Annotated in this window: 17 protein-coding genes and 2 pseudogenes; 8 read left to right on the top strand and 11 right to left on the bottom strand. The window is 71.7% G+C overall.

What is annotated here, in order from left to right; all coding sequences use genetic code 11:
* Nucleotides 1-52 precede the first annotated feature (52 nt).
* The 3 genes from ACX6XY_RS25640 to ACX6XY_RS25650 all read left to right on the top strand — a co-directional run bounded on the left by ACX6XY_RS25640 (nt 53) and on the right by ACX6XY_RS25650 (nt 3,226).
* Complete coding sequence (locus ACX6XY_RS25640; protein ID WP_460335373.1) at nt 53-1,195, top strand: cytochrome P450 family protein; 1,143 nt, start codon at nt 53-55, stop codon at nt 1,193-1,195.
* Nucleotides 1,196-1,517: 322 nt separating this feature from the next.
* A complete protein-coding gene (locus ACX6XY_RS25645; protein ID WP_460335416.1) occupies nt 1,518-2,171 on the top strand; it encodes a ScbR family autoregulator-binding transcription factor in 654 nt (217 codons plus the stop codon).
* 197 nt (nt 2,172-2,368) lie between these two features.
* Complete coding sequence (locus ACX6XY_RS25650; RefSeq protein ID WP_460335376.1) at nt 2,369-3,226, top strand: AfsR/SARP family transcriptional regulator; 858 nt, start codon at nt 2,369-2,371, stop codon at nt 3,224-3,226.
* 11 nt (nt 3,227-3,237) lie between these two features.
* Here ACX6XY_RS25650 and ACX6XY_RS25655 read toward each other — a convergent pair.
* From ACX6XY_RS25655 to ACX6XY_RS25680, 6 genes and pseudogenes are all read right to left on the bottom strand, one after another.
* A pseudogene (locus ACX6XY_RS25655) lies at nt 3,238-4,419 on the bottom strand (FAD-dependent oxidoreductase); the annotation flags it as partial.
* Between the two features lie 22 nt (nt 4,420-4,441).
* Nucleotides 4,442-5,218 (bottom strand): 2,3-dihydro-2,3-dihydroxybenzoate dehydrogenase, encoded by a 777-nt coding sequence (locus ACX6XY_RS25660; RefSeq protein WP_460335418.1) that lies wholly within the window; start codon nt 5,216-5,218, stop codon nt 4,442-4,444.
* 8 nt (nt 5,219-5,226) lie between these two features.
* Nucleotides 5,227-5,679 (bottom strand): DUF2834 domain-containing protein, encoded by a 453-nt coding sequence (locus ACX6XY_RS25665; protein ID WP_460335379.1) that lies wholly within the window; start codon nt 5,677-5,679, stop codon nt 5,227-5,229.
* A 78-nt stretch (nt 5,680-5,757) separates the two neighbouring features.
* Nucleotides 5,758-7,245, bottom strand: a complete 1,488-nt coding sequence (locus tag ACX6XY_RS25670; protein ID WP_460335382.1) for a flavin-containing monooxygenase — start codon at nt 7,243-7,245, stop codon at nt 5,758-5,760.
* Between the two features lie 61 nt (nt 7,246-7,306).
* On the bottom strand, nt 7,307-8,239 hold the full coding sequence (locus ACX6XY_RS25675; RefSeq protein WP_460335385.1) for a 1,4-dihydroxy-2-naphthoate polyprenyltransferase: 933 nt from the start codon (nt 8,237-8,239) through the stop codon (nt 7,307-7,309).
* On the bottom strand, nt 8,233-9,033 hold the full coding sequence (locus tag ACX6XY_RS25680) for a methyltransferase domain-containing protein (protein ID WP_460335388.1): 801 nt from the start codon (nt 9,031-9,033) through the stop codon (nt 8,233-8,235). Before ACX6XY_RS25680 ends, ACX6XY_RS25675 begins: the two co-directional genes overlap by 7 nt.
* 326 nt (nt 9,034-9,359) lie before the next feature.
* Here ACX6XY_RS25680 and ACX6XY_RS25685 point away from each other — a divergent pair, with 326 nt between their 5' ends.
* On the top strand, nt 9,360-10,181 hold the full coding sequence (locus ACX6XY_RS25685) for an AfsR/SARP family transcriptional regulator (RefSeq protein ID WP_460335391.1): 822 nt from the start codon (nt 9,360-9,362) through the stop codon (nt 10,179-10,181).
* A gap of 103 nt (nt 10,182-10,284) precedes the next feature.
* Nucleotides 10,285-12,540, top strand: coding sequence for a condensation domain-containing protein (locus tag ACX6XY_RS25690; protein ID WP_460335394.1), 2,256 nt, complete (start codon nt 10,285-10,287; stop codon nt 12,538-12,540).
* A 170-nt stretch (nt 12,541-12,710) separates the two neighbouring features.
* On the opposite strand, the gene phzG is transcribed toward ACX6XY_RS25690, so the two are convergent.
* Genes phzG through ACX6XY_RS25715 form a run of 5 tightly spaced genes read right to left on the bottom strand, consistent with a single transcriptional unit; the run spans nt 12,711 to nt 17,443 of the window.
* Nucleotides 12,711-13,349, bottom strand: coding sequence for a phenazine biosynthesis FMN-dependent oxidase PhzG (gene phzG, locus ACX6XY_RS25695; RefSeq protein ID WP_460335397.1), 639 nt, complete (start codon nt 13,347-13,349; stop codon nt 12,711-12,713).
* 18 nt (nt 13,350-13,367) lie between these two features.
* Nucleotides 13,368-14,204, bottom strand: a complete 837-nt coding sequence (locus ACX6XY_RS25700; protein ID WP_460335400.1) for a PhzF family phenazine biosynthesis protein — start codon at nt 14,202-14,204, stop codon at nt 13,368-13,370.
* Between the two features lie 26 nt (nt 14,205-14,230).
* Nucleotides 14,231-16,300: an anthranilate synthase family protein gene (locus ACX6XY_RS25705; RefSeq protein WP_460335403.1), complete on the bottom strand. Its 2,070-nt coding sequence runs from the start codon at nt 16,298-16,300 to the stop codon at nt 14,231-14,233.
* The gene (locus ACX6XY_RS25710) at nt 16,297-16,920 is read right to left on the bottom strand and encodes an isochorismatase family protein (RefSeq protein WP_460335406.1); all 624 of its coding nucleotides are present in this window, start codon (nt 16,918-16,920) and stop codon (nt 16,297-16,299) included. The genes ACX6XY_RS25705 and ACX6XY_RS25710 overlap by 4 nt, the downstream gene beginning before the upstream one ends.
* Nucleotides 16,921-16,954: 34 nt before the next feature.
* The gene (locus tag ACX6XY_RS25715) at nt 16,955-17,443 is read right to left on the bottom strand and encodes a PhzA/PhzB family protein (protein ID WP_460335409.1); all 489 of its coding nucleotides are present in this window, start codon (nt 17,441-17,443) and stop codon (nt 16,955-16,957) included.
* 295 nt (nt 17,444-17,738) lie between these two features.
* Between ACX6XY_RS25715 and ACX6XY_RS25720 the strand changes: the two genes are divergently transcribed.
* The 3 genes and pseudogenes from ACX6XY_RS25720 to ACX6XY_RS25730 form a co-directional block, all read left to right on the top strand.
* Nucleotides 17,739-18,848 (top strand): methyltransferase, encoded by a 1,110-nt coding sequence (locus ACX6XY_RS25720; protein WP_460335412.1) that lies wholly within the window; start codon nt 17,739-17,741, stop codon nt 18,846-18,848.
* A 63-nt stretch (nt 18,849-18,911) separates the two neighbouring features.
* Complete coding sequence (locus ACX6XY_RS25725; protein WP_460335414.1) at nt 18,912-19,136, top strand: acyl-CoA carboxylase subunit epsilon; 225 nt, start codon at nt 18,912-18,914, stop codon at nt 19,134-19,136.
* A gap of 16 nt (nt 19,137-19,152) precedes the next feature.
* Nucleotides 19,153-19,349, top strand: a pseudogene (locus ACX6XY_RS25730) (methylmalonyl-CoA carboxyltransferase); the annotation flags it as partial.

Genomic DNA, 19,349 nt, shown 5'->3' on the forward strand with positions numbered 1-19,349 from the left:
GGATCTGGCCGGTGAGGCGGCCTGGCTGAGGGGTCAGGGACCTGCCGTCGAGGTGGAACTGCCCGGTGGGGTGACCGCCTGGGCGGTGATCAAAGAGCAGTACGTCAAGCAGTTGCTGACGGATCCGCGGGTCTCCCGTGATGCCCGGCAGCACTGGCCGATGTTCATTGAGGGGCATATCACTGAGGACTGGCCGCTGCATCCCTGGGTGGCCAACGAGAACATGATGAACGCCTATGGCAAAGATCACACGCGTTTGCGCAAGATCGCCGCCGGGGCATTCACCACACGGCGTACCGAGGCGCTGCGGCCCCGCATTAAGGAGTACGCCGCTGAGCTGCTCGACGAGCTGGCGCAGCGCCAGCCAGGCGAAACCGTCGACCTGCGTGCGGTGTTCGCCGACTTGCTACCTTTGCATGTCATCTGTGAGTTGTTCGGGATCGCGCAAGAGGCCAGGGCCGAACTGTGCGCCAATCTGCACACCGTCTTCGACACCACGGTGACAGCTGAAGAGATGGCTGCGGCGAACGCGCGTGTCTTCGCCATACTGGCTGAGCAGGTCAAGTTCAAGGAGGCCTGTCCGGGAGACGACCTGACCTCCAGCCTGATCGAGGCGCGGGGACTGGATGCCTCCGGCGGGCTCAGCGAGCAGGAACTCCTCGGCACGCTCTACCTGTTGATCGCGGCGGGCCAGGACACCGCGGCGACACTCATCGTGAACGCCGCCGCCGCGCTGCTCGCCCGCCCCGAGCAGCTGGAGCACGTCCGGCAGTCCAGGGCTGCCTGGGAGGATGTCGTCACCGAGACGATGCGGGCTCACAACCCCGCGGCCTACCCGCCGCTGCGCTTCGCCGTGGAGGACATCGACCTCGACGGCGTCACCATCAAGCAGGGGGACGCGGTGCTGGTGAACTTCGCGGCGGCCGGAATCGACCCGGAGGCGCACGGCGACTCCGCCGAGGACTTCGACGTGCTGCGGGAAGGGCGGGGTAACGAGCTGGCCTTCGGCTACGGGGTGCACCGGTGTCTCGGCGCGCCCCTGGGGCGTATGGAGGCGGTCGTCGCGCTCTCGGAGCTTTTCGAGCGCTTCCCGGACATGCGGCTCGCCCAGCCGGTGGAGGCCATCGCGCCGGTGGAGTCCTTCATCATCAACGGGTATGGGTCGCTGCCGGTCGTTCTGCGGCCCGTCGAGTGAGGGTGCGTCAGACCTCGTACGTGTAGCGCCATAGCCACCGCACGGCTTGTGCGTCTTGGAGCTCCGCGGCCTGTCCGGGCCGCGGAGCTTTTTGCGTGCCCTGAGGGGCCGGGCGGCTCTAGTCGGCCTCAAGTGACACAGGAGAGCGTGAACTTGGTGAAGAAGGCGCATCATGGAGAATCAAACCGCGTGGATGGTTTGTTATTCTGGGCGGCGAGGCGCCACCGTAACCACTTCGCTTCACGGTGTAGTTGGGCGGGGCGCGTCGCCGGGGCAGTGCATGGGCGGCCTCGGCAGTCCCTCCACAATCAGGAGATCCATGATGGTGCAGCAGGAGCGTGCCGCGCGCACGAGAGAGTCCTTGATGCGGGCCGCAGCCGAGACGTTCGCGGACGAGGGCTTCGCACTGGCCTCGCTCAGCACCATCAGCAAGAAGGCCGGAGTCAGCAACGGGGCGCTGCACTTCCACTTCGAGAGCAAGAACGCCCTCGCGCAGGCCGTGGAGGGCCAGGCGGCCGAGGCTCTGGACCGGATCACGCGTGAAGTGGTTCTCGACGGCCTCAGCCCGCTGCAGGAACTGGTGGACGCGACACATGAGTTGATGAGCCAGCTTGCCGGAGACGTCGTGGTGCGCGCGGGCTTCGGCCTCTGCGGTACGGGCGCCCGCGGTGACGCCGCCAAGCTGTGGAGCATCTGGCAGCAGTGGATCAAGGGCACCCTGGACCGGGCCGAGCGGATCGGGCAGCTGGCCGACGGGGTGTCGACGGATCAGGCGGCGTCCGCCGTCCTGGCGGCGACCGTCGGCTTTGAAGTGCTCGGCGGCCGCGAACCTCGGTGGTTCTCCGAGGAGATGGTCACCCGCTTCTGGGATCTGCTGCTGCCCCGGCTTGCCGGGCCGGGCGGTCTGGACGTCGTCAGTTCCGCTCCCCGTAGGCGCGGAGAGGGGGCTCTGTCCGCCGTCCCTCGGCAGAAGTAGCCAAACCAGACCGGGCGGTTGCGCTTGCGGGGAGCGCGGCCGGGCTATCTGGGTGTACTTAAGCATCAAATAGGGACAACAGGGCTAACCGCTTTCCATTGACAAACCGCGCGCCCTGTTTTTTACTTGGCGTGCTGCTACGGGCGTAGCCGTCGAGCTCGTGACCGAACGGCCGCGCATCACAAGGGGAGATCGCCATGGACATCCAACTGCTGGGGGCGCTGGCCGTCCGGGAGTGCGGAATCTCGATCACACCGACCGCTCCGAAGCCCCGGCGGGTGTTGGCGTTGCTTGCGCTGCACGCTGATCAGGTGGTGCCGGTGGGGGGGTTGATCGAGGAGTTGTGGGGTGGTGCTCCTCCGCGTAGTGCGCGTACGACGTTGCAGACGTATGTGCTGCAGCTGCGTGAGCTGATCGCCGCCGCTCTGGACCGGGGCGGGACCGCTGGCGACGGGCGTGGCTGCGCGAAGGACGTCCTGGTGACGACGCCCGGAGGCTACCTCCTGAACACGGGCGGCGGGTCTCAGGACGTGCGGGAGTTCGAGCGGCTCGCGGGGCTTGGGTACCGGGCGATGGACGCGGGTGATTTTCCGGGTGCGGCGCGGCAGTTGGGGCAGGCGCTGGACCTGTGGGGCGGGGACGCGTTGGCGGATGTGCAGGCGGGTTCGCAGCTGGAGACGGAGGTGAAGCGGCTGGAGGAGAGCCGGCTGTGCGCGCTGGACCAGCGCATCGAGGCAGATCTCCGACTCGGCCGACACCGCGAACTCCTGGGCGAGCTCACCGTCCTGGTGCGCCGGTACCGCACCCACGAGAACCTGCACGCCCAGTTCATGACCGCCCTGCACCGGTCCGGTCGCCGCAGCGAGGCGCTCGACGTGTATCAGCGGCTGCGCACCGCGCTCGTACGGGAACTCGGCCTCGAACCCTCGGCAGCCCTGCGACGGCTCCAGCGATCGGTTCTGATGTCCACCGAACCCGGCCCCGCGCCCGCGTCCGGGTCCGGGTCCGCCGCCGTCACACCGTTCGGCAGGGAACGACTCGCGCCGGTGATCTGACGCGGGGCGCTGTGCAGCCAGCCGACCTTCTCGTACAGGTCGTCCTCGGTCAGTGACCGCAGCATCGCATTGCGCTCCAGGGCGGCCCCGCCCGCCGGGTGGTAGAGCTGGGATCCCATCTCTCGGGACAGGAGCTGGACGCGGGCGGCCCGCTCGCGTCGCTCGGCGTTGTACGCCAGCAGGCGGCCCGGCATGTCGTCGCCATCGGCGGCGGTGTGGGCGGTGTGGGGGGCGTCGCCGAGTGCCGCCCCCAGGATGACGGCGTCCTCCAGAGCCTGGCATGCGCCCTGGGCGGCGTACTGGAGCATCGGGTGGGCGGCGTCGCCCACCAGCGTCACCCGGCCGTCGGACCACCCGTCGACCGGATCCCGGTCGCACAGCACCCACTCGCGCCAGCCCCGGCCCAGCTCCAGCAGACTCCGGGCGGCGCCGCCCAGTTCCGCGAAACGGCCCAGTACCAGCGCCCGGTCCGCCGGACGCCCCGCCACCGGGGTGCGGGCGTCGTCGTCCAGCGTCGCGGCGAGGTTGAGATAGTCGCCGCCGCCGATGACATAGTGGACGAAGTGCCAGCGCGGTCCCGCCCACAGCGTCACCGCGTTCCACCGCAGACGCCGCGGCACCGCGTCGATCGGTATCACCGAGCGGTAGATGGTGTGGCCGGACACCCGCGGGGCACGGTCGCCCACCAGGCGGGCGCGGACCGCCGACCGCAGGCCGTCGGCCCCGACGAGCAGGTCGCCCGTGAACGTCCGGCCGTCCGCCGCGGACACCGTGACCCGGCGCGCGTGCTGCGCGTACGACCGCACCGTGGCGCCGGTCACCAGCTCGACGCCGCCGGACGCCCGGCACGCCGAGAGCAGCGGCTCGTAGAGGTCGCCGCGCCCCACCACGGCGTACGGGTTGCCGAACCGCCGGCGGTAGCGGCCGGTGAGCGGCATCGTGACCAGGGGCTCGCCCGTCACGCCGTCCATGAGCCGCAGCGCGTCGACGAACACCGCCCGGTCGCGCACCCGCCCGCTCACGCCGAGGACGTCCAGGGCGTGGAAGGCGTTCGGGCCCAGCTGGATGCCCGCGCCGCTCTCGGCGCAGGCGTCCCGGCGTTCCAGGACGGTGACTTGGTGTCCGCGCCGCGCGAGCGAGAGCGCGGTGGCGAGCCCGGCTATCCCGCCTCCGGCGATGACCGCGTGTGCCATGTCGCTTCGGTGTCCCTTCGCGCTACAGGCTCGCCCCGAGGGTCGCGCCGCCGTCGACGTTCAGGTTGTGCAGGGTGATGTGCCCGGCCTCGTCCGACAGCAGGAAGCCGACGGCGTGGGCGACGTCGTCCGGGCGTGCCACCTTGCCCAGCGGAATGCCCACCCGGTACGCGGCCGGGTCTCCCGCCACGGCCGCGGCGGGCCCGCTCCCGTCGGGGTGCATGGCGCGCAGCATCGGAGTGTCCGTCGAACCCGGCGCGACCAGGTTGCAGCGGATGTTGAACCGCGCGACCTCCAGGCCCAGGCACTTGGTGAAGACGGTCGCGGCCGCCTTGGACGCGGCGTAGGCGGCCATGTGCTGCCGGGCGGTGCCCGCCGCGTTCGACGCGACGGTGACCAGGGCTCCGCGCCGCCGCGGGATCATACGGGCGACCACCGCGCGGGACATGCGGAAGACGCCGCTGGCGTTGACCGCGAAGGTGGTGTCCCAGTCCTGGTCGCTCAGCGCACGGGCCTCGCCCAGGCGGAGCACCCCAGCCGCGTTCACCAGGTAGTCGACGGGCCCCAGTTGCCGCTCCACCGCGTCCACCACGGTCTCGACCTCGGTGCCTGAGGTGACGTCCGCCGGGTAGCCGCGTACGGGCAGCCCGTCGGCGTCGAGCTTGCCGACCGTGTCCCACAGCCGCTCGGTGTCCAGGTCGACGGCCGCGACCCGGACGCCCCGCTCGCCGAGCAGGCGGGCCACGGCCGTGCCGATGCCGCCGGCCGCGCCGGTCACCACGGCGATCCGGCCTTCCATGTCGCCGTTCACGGCGTCGCGTGCGCCGTCGCCGCGTACCGCACGGCGGGCTCGGCGGTGGCGGGCGGTTCGTCCGCGTCCCGCGCGTCCGTGTCGCGCGCTGCCGCGATCTTCAGCTGGCGGACCAGCATGAACAGGCCGTAGGTCACGATCAGCGCCAGCAGCGGGGCTCCCACGATGTACGCCCACACGTGCCGGATTCCGTGCCGCCGCCCCTCCACGATCATGTACGCGCCCAGCGCCGCCCAGACCAGCACCAGGTCCGCGTACACGAACTGGGTCGCCAGGTTCGATGTCGCGTCGCGGAGGAAGACCTCGACGACGCCGAGCCCGGCGTCCGCGTTCCGTACGACGAAGGTGACGGCCATCGTTCCCATGATGAGGAAGCCGACGAGGGCGGTTGTCCCGTAGAGGATGCACAGCGAACGGTCTCGTCCTCGTACATCGGCAAAACGCAGCACAGTGGTCTCCCGAGTCTCGTGTTTCTCGTGTTTCTCGTGCTTCGTGGTCGTGTTTTCGTGTGGGCTTGTCTCGCGGGCTCAGAACCGTTCGTAGCGGTAGTCGTCGAGGTCGAAGTGGCGGGCGCGCCAGGTCGCCTCGTACGTCGAGGCCGGGCGGACGGCGGGGGCGTCCCCGCGCTCGTCGAGGTAGTAGCTGTTCGAGCCCCGGCAACTCGGGTCGAGGAACACGGTGTTGCGCTGCCGGCGCAGGGTCCGGCGGAACGAGGCGTCATGCTTCTCCGGCCGGACGGCCGCCTGGGTGGCTCCTCGGCGGCGGGCCTCCTTGATCACCCGCAGCGCGTGGGTGACCTGGTAGTCGATCATGCCGAACCAGGACCCGCCGGTGAACGAGTAGGGCCCGACGATGAACCACAGGTTCGGGTACCCCTTGACCGAGGTGCCCTCGTACGACTGGAAGCGCTCGGTCCGCCAGAACTCCTTGAGGTCCCGGCCGTCCGCGCCGTGCAGGGGGAACGGCGGCAGGTTGTCCAGGACGTGGAACCCGGTGGCCAGGAGGAGTACGTCGAGGGGCTGTTCCCGGCCGTCCGCGGTGCGGATGCCGGTCTCGGTGATCTCCTCGATGGGTTCGGTCTCGAGCTCGACGTTGTCGCGGGTGAAGGCGCGCCAGTAGCCCTTGCTCAGCGACGGCCGCTTGCAGCCCACCCGGTAGGCGGGCGTGAGCTTGCGCATCAGCTCCCGGTCGCCCTTGACCTGCCGCCGCAGATAGAACCGGGAGGCGGCCTCCCCGGCTCGTGCCAGGAAGGGGAACTGGCGGTAGTGCACCATCGCGATCACGAAGCTGAGTTCGGTGACGGAGTCGGTGAGCAGCCGGATCGTGCGCTGCGTCCACGGCGCCGCCGCGAAGAGTCTGCGGACGGCGGGCGGCACCGCGAAGTCCGGCTTCGGGAGCAGCCAGATGGGGGTGCGCTGGTAAACGTGCAGCCGCCGCACCCGAGGGGCGATCTCCGGGACCGCCTGCACCGCCGACGCGCCGGTGCCGATCACGCCTACCCGGCGGCCGGTCAGCTCAAGGGACGGGTCCCAGGCCGCGGTGTGCACGACCTCGCCCTTGAAGGCGTCAAGGCCGGGGATGTCGGGGGTCTTGGGCTTGGTGAGCCAGCCGGTGGCGCAGATGACGAACCGTGCCGTCAGGGCGCTGCCGTCCGCGAGGTGGACGTGCCACACGTGCGCGGATTCTTTGTAGTCGGCCTGGACGACCTTCGCGCGGAAGCGCAGATGCGCGCGCAGGCCGTAGGCGTCGATGCAGTGGTCCGCGTACGCCTTCAGTTCGGCTCCCGGCGGGAAGACGCGGGACCACGACGCGAAGGGCTCGAAGGCGAAGGAGTAGGAGAAGGCGGAGATGTCCACGGCGATGCCGGGATATCTGTTGGCGTGCCAGCTGCCGCCGACGTCGTCCTGCTCCTCCAGGATCAGGAAGTCGTCGATGCCGTCCTGGCGCAGTCTGATCGCCGCGCCGATGCCCGAGAAGCCCGCGCCGATCACCAGTACTTCGTGGTCAGGAGTCATCGGTCTCGTCTCCGGTCGTGTCTGCGGTCTCGTCCGTGGTCGGGGCTGTGGTGTACGGGCTTCACAGGGCGAGGCTGAGCGCTTGCAGGGAGCCGAACGCGAGGAGCAGCAGGCAGGTGTGCTCCAGCGCCGGAATCAGGTCACGGCCGCGCGCCCCGCTCAGCACCCGGCGCACCGGGAAGACGGCGAAGGGGAGCGCGCCGAGCAGGAGCAGCGCCCAGGGCCGGGCGGCGGCGAGCAGGAGGCCGGAGGCGAAGGCGGCGCCGACGCACCACACGTAGAACCGGCTGGTCCACTCGGCGCCCCGCCGCACCGCGAGGGTGATCTTGCCCGCGGCGGCGTCCGTCGGGATGTCCCGGAGGTTGTTCGTGGTCAGCAGCGCGCAGGCGAGCAGTCCGATCGGTACGGACGCGCCCAGCGCGAGCAGGGGCACCCGGCCGAGCTGGACGTAGACCGGGGCGCAGACGAACACGACGCCGTGGTAGAGGAAGATGCTGACCTCGCCGAGCCCGCGGTAGCCGTAGGGCCGGGAGCCGCCGGTGTAGAACCAGCCGCCCGCCGCGCAGAGCGCGACCAGCGCCAGCAGCCACCAGGAGACCAGCACGGCCAGCACCGCTCCGGCCGCGGCGCCGACGACGTACAGGACCAGTCCGTCGCGGAAGACCTGCCGGGGTGTGGCCTGCCCGGAGCCCACCAGCCGGGCGGGGCCCACCCGGTGGTCGTCGACGCCCCGGACGCCGTCGCTGTAGTCATTGAAGAAGTTCGTTCCGAGCACGAACCCCAGGACGAGCACTACGGTCAGCGCCGCGTGCCCCCAGTCGACCGGCCCCAGCGAGTGGGCGAGGGCCAGGCCCACGGCGAGCGGCGCGAAGGACACGGGCAGGGTTTTCAGCCGGGCGCCGACCACCCAGTTGCGCACCTGGGCGCGCACCGGTGTCCGGTCGGGCGTCCGGTCGGGCGTCCGCGCACTGTGCTCACTCTGCGAGGTCAGCATTTCGTCCCCACTCCGAGGAACAGGACGCCGGTGGACTTCGTCCGCACCATGCGGACCTCGTCGCGCCGCCCGGCCGCGTACCGGGCCATGTCGCGCATCCGCGGCCGCAGTCCCAGCAGCGTGAGCTCGACGCCGTGCTCGCGCGCGACCCGGATCAGCCGCTGCCGGTTGACGAAAAGCCGGTGGTCGTGGGTGCCGCGGGGCGGCCGACCCGGCAGGGGGACGTTCTCGGCGAGCGTGATGGAGACGAACCGGGCGATCCGGGTGTCGGCGATGGTGTCGACGACCAGCGTGCCGCCGGGCCGCAGGACTCGGCACGCCTCCCGCACCGCCGTATAGGGGTCCGGTACGTGCTCCAGGCACTGCCCGGCCGTGACGACGTCGAATGACGCGTCGTCGAACGGGAGCTGGGCGATGTCGTGCCGGACGACCTCGTCGAAGCCGTGCTTCAGGGCCTCGCGCAGAGACAGCTCCGACAGGTCGACGCCGACCGCGCGGTACCCCTTGGCGACCGCGTGCGGGCCGAACAGGCCGCCGCCGCAGGCGATGTCGAGCAGACAGGGCTCTCGCTGCCCGGTGTGCGTGGCGTTCGCGGTGTCCGCGGTGTCCGCGGTGTCCGCGGTGTCCGCGGTGTCCGCGGTGTTCGCGGCGTTCGCGGCGGCGGGAACGTAGTCGGCGCGGGCGCGCGCGATCCAGCTCAGCGGTGCGAGCGGCCCCCGAGGATCCCACCACTGGCCGGCGAGGCCGTCGTAATCGTCGATGAAGTCCTGCCTGATCGCCGATTTACTCACCATGTGTGATCCCCAAACTTGTTCATCACGTGCGAATGAAATGAGCCTCGACTGCCGGAAAGTGGCGTATCCCGCATGAAGGCCGGTCGACGTCGACTCAAGGAATGGGTGAGTTCGGTTCCAGGGCAGTCGCCGGGTAGGTGTGAAAATCCCCTGGTGCCCCTGTGAGCAGGGCAGATGGGGGCCGCTTGGAAGAACTCTCAAGCTCCGCTGGAGAAAAGCGGGATCCGGCGGGATTTTAGTTAGTCTGCACGTGACGATGACTAAACGTCGACACGGAGCTGGCCGCAAGATCCCAGAGGGACCTTGACGAGCTACGGAGGGAAGCCGTGAAGATTCAGGTTCTTGGACCGTTGAGTGCCGAGGCCAATGGGGGAGAGATCGTCCCGACCGCCGCGAAACCGCGGCAGATCCTCTCCCTGCTCGCGCTGTATCCGGGGCGTGTGCTGCCCGTTCCCACACTCATGGAGGAGATCTGGGGAACGGAACCACCGCAGAGCGCGCTCACCACACTACAGACGTACATTCTCCAGCTACGCCGCCGCCTCGGCACCGCCATGGGCCCCGACGCCCCCGGCAGCGCCAAGGACGTGCTCGCCACCCGGCACGGTGGCTATCTCTTGCAGGTTCCAGAGGAGGCGGTCGACGTCCACGAGTACGAGCACCTCGTCACCGAGGGGCGCAGTGCCTTCGAGGACGGCGACGACGAGACCTCCGCCACCTGCTTCCGCCGCGCCCTCGACCTGTGGCGCGGGCCCGCGCTCGTCGACGTACGGGTCGGGCCGGTCCTGGAGATCGAGGTGCTGCGCTTGGAGGAGAGCCGTCTGGGCACCATCGAGCGCCGCATCGACGCCGACCTGCGGCTCGGGCGGCACTCGGAGCTCATCTCCGAACTCACCGAGCTGACGGCCCGTCATCCCCAGCATGAGGGGCTGCACTCGCAGGCCATGGTGGCCCTGTACCGCTCCGGCCGCCAGGCCGCCGCCCTGGACGTCTACCGCAAGCTGCGGATGCGTCTGATCGACGAACTGGGCGTCGAGCCGTCGCCGCAGGTACAGCGTCTCCATCACGCCATGCTCTCGGTCGATCCCCAGCTGGACGTGGCCGCCGGGCCCCGGCGCACTTCCACGTTCGACCTGTACGCGGCCTGATCCACGGCCCGACCCGTGGCCAGGCCCTGGCACCCCCGTCCCACAGGAGAGGAGGGAGGGGCCGCACCGTCGCCGTGCGCCGCACGGCCGCCCCCGAGGACCGATGACCGTCGAACGCAACGCAGACATGGCGCTGACCGCCGTAATCGGCCCCGGCGCCGCTTCGTACGGCACCCCGCAGCACACCCACCAGGAGACCGATCCACACAACGGCCCGCACACTCATTCGCCCGCGACGCTCGAACTGTACGGTCCCCTCGACGCCGTCGTGGTGAATGCCGCGCTGGACCGGCTCGCCGCCGACCGGCCCGCGCTGCGGGGCGAACGGCCCCGGCTGCTGCGGCACGGCCCCGACCACCACACTCTGAAGCCGACCGGCCCGTACCCGCTCGGCGTCCTGGCCGACCTGCTCACCGCGTGGCCGGTCGCTGACCCGCCCGAGCCGCTCGGCGTCACCCCGCTGCAGTGCGAGCTGCTCGCCGAGGCCGTGGAACGGCCCCAGCACCAGATCGCCCAGTATGTGTGGCGCTGGCACGGCCTGCTGGACGTCGGGCGGTTCACCACCGCCTGGCAGGCCGTCTTCGACCGCGAGACCGTGCTGCGCGCCGCGTTCGTGTGGGACCCGCGGCCCCGCGTCGCGCTGCACGCACGCGCACACGCCGAGGTCGTACGCCACCGGTACGGCACCGTCACCCGGCGCGCCCTGATGGAACAGGAGCGGCGGCGCGGCTTCGACCTGAGCCGACCGGGGATGCTGCGCGCCGCGCTGCTGGACGGCGCGCCGCCGGAGCCCGACGACGGGCGCCCGCCGCCCACGGACGTCCTGCTCACCTACCACCGTGGGCTCCTGGACGGCTGGAGCGTGGGCATCCTGCTGCGCGAGTTCTACCGCGCGTATCTGGACGCGGGCGTCCTCCAGGGCGGCGAGCGGCGCCCCGACCTGCGCGACTACCAGCACTGGCTGGCGGGCCAGGATCCCGAGCCCGCTCGGGACTTCTGGAGCCGGGCGGCCCGCCCGGTGCCCGCCGGGCTGCCCCGCGCCCGTGGCGGCGGTGGCGCTGCCACCGGGCGTCGCGGCACCGGCCGGGCCCGGTCCCGGCTCACCCGGTCCGAGGCCACCCGGCTCGGCGACTGGGCGGCCCGCTGGGGCGTCACCGAAAGCAGCGTCCTGCAGGCCGCGCTGGCGATGCTGCTGCACCGGGCGGGGGGCGCTCGCGGTCCGGCGCCGGTGGGCTTCAGCGTCACGGTGTCCGGGCGCGGCGTCCCGATGGAGGGGATCGGCCGCGTACCGGGGCCCTTCGAGAACCCGCTGCCGATCACGCTGCGGGTCGATCCCGGCGCCACGGTCGCCGGGCTGGCGCGGCAGGCCCGCGACTGGGCCCTGGACGTGGCCGCGTACGAGTGGGTCTGCGGCGGGCAGGCGCGCGCGTGGCGCGACGGGTCCGGCGGCCTGGGCGCGCCCGGTCTGCTGCTCTCGTTCGAGCACCGGTTCTCGCCCGTGGAGGGGGTGGCGCACGAACTCGAGGGCCAGGGACTGCGGATGGAGGACATCGAACCCGTGGGGGCGCGGACGGCGTTCCCCGTGGGCGTGCTCGCCCACTACGACGGCATGGGCGGCCTGGTGCTCGCCTCCGTCCATGACCGGGCCCTCGTGGACGACGAGGAGGTGTCGGCGCTGCTCGCGCAGGCCGCCCGGCTGCTGCGTGAACTGCCCACAGGGGCGGGCGAGTCCACCACCGTCGCCGAGGCGCTCGCCGGCTTTCCCGGCCTCGGGGTCCCGCGGCTGTACGAGCGGCCCGCGGGGGCTTTGGGGGCTGCGGAGCCTGCGGGATCCGCGGGGGCTGTGGGGCCTGCGGGGTCCGAGTCCGCTGGTTCTGTCGCTGGTTTTGGCGCTGGTTTTGGCGAGGCCGGTGCGGTGTCCGTTTCCGGCGCGGGGCCCGGTGGGCTCGCTCCGCTGGTACGGCTTCGGGGCGCGGCCCGGCCCGGCGCCGGTGCGGTCTGCCTGGTCACTCCGCACGGCCCGCCCGACAGCGGGCACGCGGAACTCGCCCGCTGCTACGACGGGCCGCAGGCGGTCGTGGCGCTGCGCGCCGACATGGACCGGATGGCGGGCTGTGTGGCCGCGCTGCGGCCGCTGCTGAGGACCGGGGGCCCGCTGGTGCTCGGCGGGTTCTCCGGGGCGGGCGCGCTCGCGCACGAACTCGCCCGGCGGGTGGGCCGGGAGCGCGGGCGGCCGCCGCTGGTGGTGCTGGGCACGTGGCGCTCCGCGGGGAGCACGGAGGGGGGCGGCCCTGTGGTACGGGAGCTGGCGCGGGCCCTCGCCCGCGCGGCCGGGAGGGAAGAACCTCACGGGGCTTGAGCGGGGTCGTGTGTCCGGGGCCGGGGCCGGGGCCGGGGCCGGGGCCGGGGCCGGGGTCGGGCGGGTTGCGCGGTCTGTCGGTTCGGGTGGGCGGGTTGTGCGAGGTCTGGGGTCTCGCTCCCGTGCCCCAGGCCAGGGGCACGGGAGCGAGACCGTGGGGCGGGTCGGGGTCAGGGCTGGAGGCGGGTGGGGGTCCAGGTGCCGTTCTCGGTGCGTTCGTAGTGGAGGCGCTCGTGGAGGCGGTCGGTGCCGTTGGACCAGAACTCCACCGTGTGGGCGGTCAGTTCCAGGCCGATGTACGCGGGCGGGCGCGGCTGCGGGCCCGCCGCGGCGACGGCGCCGGCGCGGTCGCGCAGCTCCTCGGGGTCCGCGAGCGGCTCGCTCTGCCGGGACGACACCGTCATGGCGTGCGTGAACACCGGGCGCGCGGCCCACAGCGCGTCCGAGGTCGTGTCCGGCACCCGGTGCACGGGGCCGTTGACGCTGATCTGCTGACTGGTCTCGCGCCAGTACAGCAGGGCCGACGCCCACGGGTTCTCCCACAGGTCACGGCCCTTGCGGCTGCCCTCGTGGCTGGTGAAGAGCAGTCCCCGGTCGGTGATCCGGTTCAGCACGATCGTCCGGATCGAGGTACGGCCGTAGGTGTCGGCCGTGGCCAGCGCCAGCGCCCGTGGCTCACGCACGCCGAGCCGCTGCGCCTCGTCGAGCCAGCGGCGCAGCAGGCCGAGCGGCTCCTCAGGCGGGGCCTCGTACTCCGGGAACGGCAGGTCGAGGTTACCGGTGAGGCTCTCTGACCTGGTGGCTGTCATCGTATTCCTTCCAGTTCGTCAGACGAGCAGGGAGCCGCGGGCCGTGATCACGCAGTCGCCGCCGACTTCGACCCCCGTGATGTCGGCGCCGGTGCCCTCCACCCGAGCGCGCATGCGCGACGGGCGGCCGATGTCGACGCCCTGGGCGATCTCGACGTGCCGGCCGTGGGTGAGGGCCTTGTGGCGGAGCAGATGGATCACCAGGGGGCCCGCGGCGGAGCCGGTCGCCGCGTCCTCGACGACGCCGTACGCCGGGGAGAACATCCGGCTGCGCCACTGCGACCCGGTGCCCGCGAAGCAGTTCGCGGCCAGGTCGTCGAAAGCGGTCAGGGCCCGGTGGTCGGGGTGGAGCGCGGACAGCGCGGCCACGCTCTCCAGGCCGACGAACACATGCCGGGGCCCGTTGTGGTAGACCTCCACGGGCAGGGTCGACTCGGCGACGCCGAGCGCGGCGAGGAGTTCGTCGGCCCGGTCGAAGGGTTCCCACGTCGGTACCGGCTGCCGCATCCGGGCGCTGGTCACCCGGCCGTCCTCCCGGTCGAGCTCAAACGGGATGGTGCCCATGGCGGTTTCCAGGCGCAGCGTGTCGCCCTCGACGCGTTCCCCGAGCGCCGCGGCCGTGCCGAGCAGGGGATGCCCGGCGAACGGCAGCTCGTTGACGGGCGTGAAGATCCGGATCCGGGCGTCGCCGCCGTTCCGGGGCCGCAGCACGAAGGTGGTCTCCGAGAGGTTCATCTCCCGTGCGATGCGCTGCATCAGGTCGGCGGACAGGTCGTCGCTGTCGAAGAAGACCGCTACGGGGTTGCCGTGCAGTCTCTCCTGGGCGAAGGCGTCCACGACGACGTACGCGTGCATGCGTCCTCTCTCTCCTCCACAGGCCGTCAGGCCTTGTCGTAGCTGAGCGCCGACGCGGCGACCGGCTGGCGCGGCGGCTGTGGCCGTACGGACCGGTCCCGCCGCGCGGGGTGTCCCAGCGCGATGCTCGCCGCCTGCCCGAGCAGCCGCGGCCCGTCCTGGGTGAGCACCGACTCCGCGTGGAACTGGACCGACGCGAAGTGCGGGCCGCGCAGCGCGTGCACCTCGCCGGTGGCGGCGTTCCGGGACACCGTCACGGCGCCGACGCCGTCGGCGTGTACCTGGTCGGCGGCGCTGCGGGCGGCGTAGGTGTTGTAGAAGCCGACGCGTACCCGCTCGCCGAACAGGTCGATCTCGTGCTGCACGCCCTGGTTGGGTGTGCCTCTGCGGATCAGCGGGAGGCCGAGCTGTCGGCTGAGCACCTGGTGGCTCAGGCATACGGCGACGAACGGCCGCCGGGCGTCGAGCAGGGTGCGCACCGAGTCGCGCAGGGCGGCCATACGCCGGTCGGGTGCGGCCGGGTCGCCTGGTCCGGGGCCGAGCACGATCAGGTCGTACCCGTCGAAGGTGTACGCCTCGTCGTACCGCCGTACCGTCACCGCCAGGCCCAGCGAGCCGAGCTGCTGGGCGATCATGGCGGTGAAGGTGTCCTCCATGTCGACCACGAGCACGGTGTGCCCGGCCAGTTCGGACAGGGGGAGGTCGGGGAGGGGCGGTACGTGTGGCTCGGGCGGGCTCGGCTCGGGCAGGGGCGGGCTGAGCCAGAATCCGGCGAGCCGGTCGTTGCGGTGCTCCAGGGCCGCGCGTACGGAGGGGTGCGCTGTCAGGGACGGCCGCTTCGGGGCTGGCAGGCTGCCCGTACTGTCCGCGCCGCCCGTACCGTCCACTCTGCCTACGTCGCCCGCGTCGCCCGCGTCGCCCGCGCCATCCGTGTCGGACTTCAGCGCGGCGAGCAGCCCGGCCGCCTTGGCGCGGGTCTCGGCGACCTCGGCGGCCGGGTCGCTGTGGCGTACCAGCGTGGAGCCGACGCCGATGCGCAGCCGTCCCGTACGGTCGATGTCCGCGGTGCGGATCAGGATCGCCGAGTCCAGGGCCCGGCCGCCGCGCTCGTCGCGGCCGATGAGCGCGGCGAGACCGCTGTAGTAGCCGCGGCCTTCGGGCTCGTGGCGTGCGATGACCCGGCAGGCGCTCTCCAGCGGGCTGCCCGTGACGGTCGGCGCGAACATCGTCTCGTACAGGATCTCGTGCGGCTCGCGGTCCGTGTCGCCCTCGATGAAGTACTCGGTGTGCGCGAGCCGCGCCATCTCCTTGAGGTACGGGCCGCGCAGCCGGGCCCCGGACGGGCAGATCCTGGTCATCATCTTCAGTTCCTCGTCGACGACCATCGACAGCTCGTCGGTCTCCTTGGGGTCGCAGAGGAAGTCCAGCACGCCGGGCAGGGTCGGGCCGCCGCGCGGATAGCGGTAGGTGCCGCTGATCGGGTTCATCACGGCGCGGCCGTGGTCGACGCTGATGTGCCGCTCGGGGGACGCCCCGACGAAGGTGCGTTCGCCGGTGTGGATGACGAAGGTCCAGTACGCGCCCGACTCGCCGCGCAGCAGCCGCCGGAAGAACGCCAGCGCGCTGTGCGGCCCGTAGTCCGTGATGTCCGCGACGAAGGACCGGCGCATCACGAAGTTGGCTCCCTCACCGGTCCCGATGGCGTCGCGTACGACGGCACGGACCGTGTCCGCGTACGCCTCGTCGTCGGTGTCGAAGTGCTGCCCGGCGAGCGGCGTCGGCACCTGGGGGAGCAGGTCGAGCGCCTCGGACAGGGGCCTGGTCTCCTGCCCGGTGACCGTCATCGCGAGCAGCGGCGCCCCGTCGTCGGGGCAGGCGTAGCCGCGTTCGGCGAGCTGCCGGTAGGGGACCACGACCAGGTGTTCGTGCGGTCCGCCGCCGGGTGTGTCCAGGGACGGGAGCTCGTCGAGCGACGTGAGCTGGGACATGTCGCCGGTCAGCACGTCCAGGCGGCCGGGGCCGCCCGCTTCGGGGCGGTGCAGGAGGGCGTACGCGGGCGGCGGCGCCGACAGGACGCGCTCCAGGAGGCCGCTCATGCCGTCACCTCCTTGGTGGTGACGACGGTGGCGCAGCACGCGGCCGCGTACTGCAGGGCGAGCTGGTGGCGTTGCCGCGAGAAGTCCGCGACCGCGTCCGCGACGAGCAGCGTCTCGATGTCGTTGCTGAACGCGTCCACCGCGGTGACCAGGACCCCGATATGCGCGTACACGCCGCACAGGACCAGCTGGTCGCGGCCCTGCTCGCGCATCCAGGCCAGCAGCCGGGAGCGGTGGAAGGCGCTGTAGCGCCACTTGGTGAGGACCAGATCGGCGGGCCCCGGCCGCAGCTCGTCGACGACCCGCCGGTCCTCGTCCTCCGTGCGCATGCCCGGACCCCAGAAGTCCGTGAGCAGCCCGCGGTCCTGGTCGCTCATCCGGCCGGGCTGCGCGGTGTACGCGACGGGCACGCCGAGCCGCGCGCAGTGCTCGCGCAGCCGGGCCGTGTTGCGCAGCAGGTCCCGGCGCAGTTCGGGCGGCAGGGCGCCGACGAAGTAGCGCTGCATGTCGTGGACGAGCAGCACCGCGCGGGCCGGGTCGAAGCTCCAGTGGGCGGTGTTGGCGGGCAGCTCGCCCGCGGCCGGAAGCGGATAGGGCGCGATGGCCGGGATGCCTGTCATCAGCGGGCTCCAGTCCTCAGGGGGATGCCGTTCCTCAGGTGGGGATGCCGTCGCGCCTGATCTTCGGAATCGGGAGGCTGAGCGCGCGCATCTGCTCGATCGGGTTCATGAACTCGCGGTTCTGGACGATCTTTCCGTCGTCGAGTTCAAAGGAGTGCAGGAAGTGGTTCTCGTAGTAGCCGTCGGGGTGGCCCGGATAGTGGATCTGGCCGTGGCCGTCGCACTCCACCCAGATGAAGTTCGGGTCCTGCGTCTCGAAGAGCCGGATGTTGTACCACTCCCAGTCCGGGAAGCACTTCAGCGACCAGACGGCGTGCTCGGCCAGGCGGTCGCGGCCCCTGATGACGATGGGCGCGCCGGTGTCGCTGGTCCACAGGCCGCCGCTGCCGTGCTCGACGAACAGCTCGTGGCGGCGCAGCCGGTTCTCGCCCTTGGTGTACTCCAGGTACTTCTCGACGGTGGCGCGGTTGCGGCGGCGCAGGTCGGTGGCGTCGGCGAAGCCGTGCGGCGCGCTGTCGGGCATGGGCTCTTCCCCTCGCGTGGTGGGTGCGGTGCGGATGTGGTCCGGTGGGGGCCTTTGAGGTCCACACGTAAGGGTGTTGGAGGTTTCTCGGTGTGTGGTCGGAGCCAGCTAGAGGCTGGCTTGAGCGCTGTTGCGTGCGTGGTCAGCGGGGTGTCGCGGGTCGAGTCCGCCTTGGGTTCAGGCGGATTTCGACCGGGGTGCGATGGGGGCGGCGCAGGATCGGGCCGTCGGGTCACCCGGCCCGCCCGTCAGCCCAGCCGATCCACCTCGGCAGAGGTGAGAGAAGAGTCCGACGATGACCGATGTCACCCTCGGCGGCCACGTCGCCGCCCGCGAGACCGCCGAGAACACGATCGAGACCCCGGCCGAGAGCACGATCGGAAACCCGGCTCAGAACCCGGTCGAGAATCCCAGTGAGCAGCTGCTCGAGCTCTCCCTCGGCTACCTGTACTCGGCGGCCCTGCACACCGCGGCCCGCTTCAAGATCGCCGATCTGCTCGCCGACGGCCCCCGCACGCCCGGCGAGCTCGCCGAAGCGGCGGGCGTACACGGCCCGCACCTGCACCGGCTGCTCCGCTTCCTCGCCACCAAGCGGGTGTTCCGCGAGGACACCGACGGACGTTTCCACCTCACGCCGCGCGCCGAGCCGCTGCGTACCGGGGTGCCGGGTTCCCTGCGCGACTACGTCATGGTGCGCGGCGAGGACATCTTCTGGAACTCCGCCGCCCGGCTGCACGACGCGGTACGCACCGGCGGCACGGCCTTCGAGACCCTCTACGGCGTCCCCTTCTACGACCACCTGTCCGCCAACCCGGAGCTCGGCGCGGCGTTCCACTCCAGCATGGCGGCGTTCTCGGAGTCCCTGAGCAACGACGTCGCCGCCGTCTGCGACCTGGCCGACGCCAGCACCGTGGTCGACGTGGGAGGCGGCCGCGGCGGCCTGCTGCGGGCCGTGCTGCGCCGCCAGCCGCACCTGACGGGCACGCTGTTCGACCTGGAGTCCGTGGTGTCCGGCCATGTGCTCGACACCCCGGACCTCGCGGGGCGCTGGCGCGCCGAGGGCGGCGACTTCTTCGCCTCCGTGCCCGCGGGTGCCGACGCCTATCTCCTCAAGCACGTCCTGGCCAGCTGGCCGGACGACGCCTGCCTGCGGATTCTGCGCTCCTGCCGTGCCGCCATGCCCGAGCACGGCCGGATCTACGTCATCAACGCCCTGATCCCGGAAGGGAACGAGCCGCACCCCGGCAAGACCATCGACATGGTGATGATGACCGTGCTCAACGGCAAGGGCCGCACCCGCGCCGAGTACGAGTCCCTCCTCGACCAGACCGGGTTCGCCGTGCGGGGCGTCGTGGACGCCTCGCCGCACGCCAGCGTCATCGAGGCGGTCGTGAGGCGCTCTTGAGCCCTTGTCGAGCCCTCACGCCGACCGTGGCCGCACGTGGCTGAAAGAGGCCGAGGAGGCGCTGTGGAGTCAGGCAACAGGGCGGGCGGCGTGGTCCGGATCGAGCGCGGGGCCGCCGACGAGCGTGAAGTCGCCGCGGTGACCGTGGTGCTGCTGTCCGTACTCGCCGCCGCCCGTGGCGCACAGACCGCGGACGAGATGTCCGACGACACCGCACTCGAGCGCTGGGAGCGCTGGGAGCGCTGGGAACACGACGCGTCGTACCAGGCGCCGCACAGCTGGCACTGATGAGGAGGAACCTGTCGTGACGGTGATCGATGAGATCGCTCCGGTCCAGATGGAGCCCGCCGACGCCCGTGGCCGGGTGGCCGAACTGCACGCGGTGCGGGCGCAGGCGGAGGCCGGGCCGAGTGAGAGGGCGACCGCGGCGCAGCATGCCAAGGGCAAGCTGACGGCGCGGGAGCGGATCGAGCTGCTTCTCGACGCGGGATCGTTCCAGGA

The organism is Streptomyces sp. O3 (assembly GCF_054788135.1).

Excerpts from the sequence above, each read along its gene's own strand:
- ACX6XY_RS25720 (WP_460335412.1), top strand. The coding sequence starts at position 17,739 with ATGACCGATGTCACCCTCGGCGGCCACGTCGCCGCCCGCGAGACCGCC.
- ACX6XY_RS25700 (WP_460335400.1), bottom strand. The coding sequence starts at position 14,204 with ATGCACGCGTACGTCGTCGTGGACGCCTTCGCCCAGGAGAGACTGCAC.
- ACX6XY_RS25715 (WP_460335409.1), bottom strand. The coding sequence starts at position 17,443 with ATGCCCGACAGCGCGCCGCACGGCTTCGCCGACGCCACCGACCTGCGC.
- ACX6XY_RS25670 (WP_460335382.1), bottom strand. The coding sequence starts at position 7,245 with ATGACTCCTGACCACGAAGTACTGGTGATCGGCGCGGGCTTCTCGGGC.
- ACX6XY_RS25705 (WP_460335403.1), bottom strand. The coding sequence starts at position 16,300 with ATGAGCGGCCTCCTGGAGCGCGTCCTGTCGGCGCCGCCGCCCGCGTAC.
- ACX6XY_RS25690 (WP_460335394.1), top strand. The coding sequence starts at position 10,285 with ATGACCGTCGAACGCAACGCAGACATGGCGCTGACCGCCGTAATCGGC.
- ACX6XY_RS25680 (WP_460335388.1), bottom strand. The coding sequence starts at position 9,033 with ATGGTGAGTAAATCGGCGATCAGGCAGGACTTCATCGACGATTACGAC.
- ACX6XY_RS25645 (WP_460335416.1), top strand. The coding sequence starts at position 1,518 with ATGGTGCAGCAGGAGCGTGCCGCGCGCACGAGAGAGTCCTTGATGCGG.
- ACX6XY_RS25675 (WP_460335385.1), bottom strand. The coding sequence starts at position 8,239 with ATGCTGACCTCGCAGAGTGAGCACAGTGCGCGGACGCCCGACCGGACG.
- ACX6XY_RS25660 (WP_460335418.1), bottom strand. The coding sequence starts at position 5,218 with ATGGAAGGCCGGATCGCCGTGGTGACCGGCGCGGCCGGCGGCATCGGC.
- ACX6XY_RS25650 (WP_460335376.1), top strand. The coding sequence starts at position 2,369 with ATGGACATCCAACTGCTGGGGGCGCTGGCCGTCCGGGAGTGCGGAATC.
- phzG (WP_460335397.1), bottom strand. The coding sequence starts at position 13,349 with ATGACAGCCACCAGGTCAGAGAGCCTCACCGGTAACCTCGACCTGCCG.
- ACX6XY_RS25710 (WP_460335406.1), bottom strand. The coding sequence starts at position 16,920 with ATGACAGGCATCCCGGCCATCGCGCCCTATCCGCTTCCGGCCGCGGGC.